The organism is Mesorhizobium sp. M8A.F.Ca.ET.021.01.1.1 (genome assembly GCF_003998025.1).
Lineage (GTDB): Bacteria > Pseudomonadota > Alphaproteobacteria > Rhizobiales > Rhizobiaceae > Mesorhizobium.
The window spans coordinates 1-1,314 of sequence record NZ_RZSJ01000939.1; the positions used below are offsets into that span (position 1 = coordinate 1).

A 1,314-nucleotide genomic window follows, 5' to 3' on the forward strand; every position below is an offset into this window, starting at 1 on the left:
AAGTCAACGAGGAAACCCGCAGGCGCGTCATGGACGCCGCCAAGCGCCACGGCTATCGCCCCAATCCGAGCGCGCGCCGGCTGGCCACGGGCAAGTCCGGAATGATCGGCTATGTCCTGCCGACGGGTGCGGCCGTCGACATCGACCCGCACTTCGTCGAATTTCTGTCCGGCCTGGGCGACTATGCCCGCTCGCACGAACTCGACCTCGTGTTGTCGCCGGCTGATGCCGACGATCAGGAGACGACCTACCGGCGTATCGTCGCCAACCGGCAGGTCGACGCCGTCTACATCTCTTCGCCCAGGCCCGCCGACCGGCGCGTGGCGCTGGTCAACACGCTCGGCATTCCTTTCATCGTCCATGGCCGCAGCGAGGGTTTCGATTTCGACTATCCCTATCTCGACATCGACAATGAAGGCGCTTTCCACGAGGCGGCCCGGCTGCTCGTCCAGCTCGGCCATCGGCGGCTGGCGCTGATCAACGGCGATGACAGGGAAACCTTCGCCATTCACCGCGAGCGCGGCCTGCGCCGGGCGCTGGCCGCGAGCGGCCTGACATTGGGCGATCGCCATGTCTGCTCCGTCGTCATGACCGAGGAGAATGGCTATCGCGCTGCCCGGCGCCTGCTCGAACAGGACGGCGCGCCGACGGCAATCGCCTGCTCCAGCCTGATCATGGCGCTCGGCGTCGTGCGCGCGGTGCGTGATCTCGGGCTCAGCATTCCCGGCGACGTCTCGCTGATTGCCCATGACGACGTCTTTCCCTGGCTGAAGCCGGAGAATTTTTCCGTGCCGCTGTCCACGACGCGCTCGTCGATCCGGCTGGCCGGCGCACGCATTGCCGAGCGGCTGGCGGCACGCATATCGGGGCTGGAGGAGGGCGCCCGCGGCGAGGTCTGGCCGGTCGACCTGGTGGTGCGGGCGTCCGTGGCTGGCGCGCCTGCCTAGCTCGCGGATTTGAGATGATCGATGAAGGCGCGCAGCTTCGGCAGGACCTGGCGCTTGCCGGGATGATAGAGGAAGACACCCGGCGTCGTCGCCGAGAGGCCCTCTAGAACGGGCTTTAGTTTTCCCTGGGCAATCGGACCCTCGGCAATGGGTCGAGGCGTTTGCGCCAATCCAACGCCTTGCATCGCGGCCCCCAGCAACGTCGGATAGTCATGCGCGATCAGCGGGCCCGAGACGATCGCCTCGATCGTTTCGTTGCCGTCGACGAAGGACCAGGGCGCGATGGCGCCGTTCGAGCGGCGCAAGCGCAAGCAGGCGTGGTGGCGGAGATCCTCGACATGCGCGGGATAGCCATGGTGCTCAAAAT

The 1,314-nt window shown here is 66.6% G+C and carries 2 protein-coding genes; one reads left to right on the forward strand and one right to left on the reverse strand.

Going from position 1 to position 1,314, the window contains the following annotated elements; genetic code table 11:
* Positions 1-947 (forward strand): substrate-binding domain-containing protein (locus tag EOA36_RS35630; protein ID WP_127281254.1); only part of this gene is annotated, 947 nt, incomplete at its 5' end.
* Here EOA36_RS35630 and EOA36_RS35635 read toward each other — a convergent pair.
* Positions 944-1,314 (reverse strand): LysR substrate-binding domain-containing protein (locus tag EOA36_RS35635; RefSeq protein ID WP_245464563.1); only part of this gene is annotated, 371 nt, incomplete at its 5' end. The two genes, EOA36_RS35630 and EOA36_RS35635, sit on opposite strands and share 4 nt — an antisense overlap.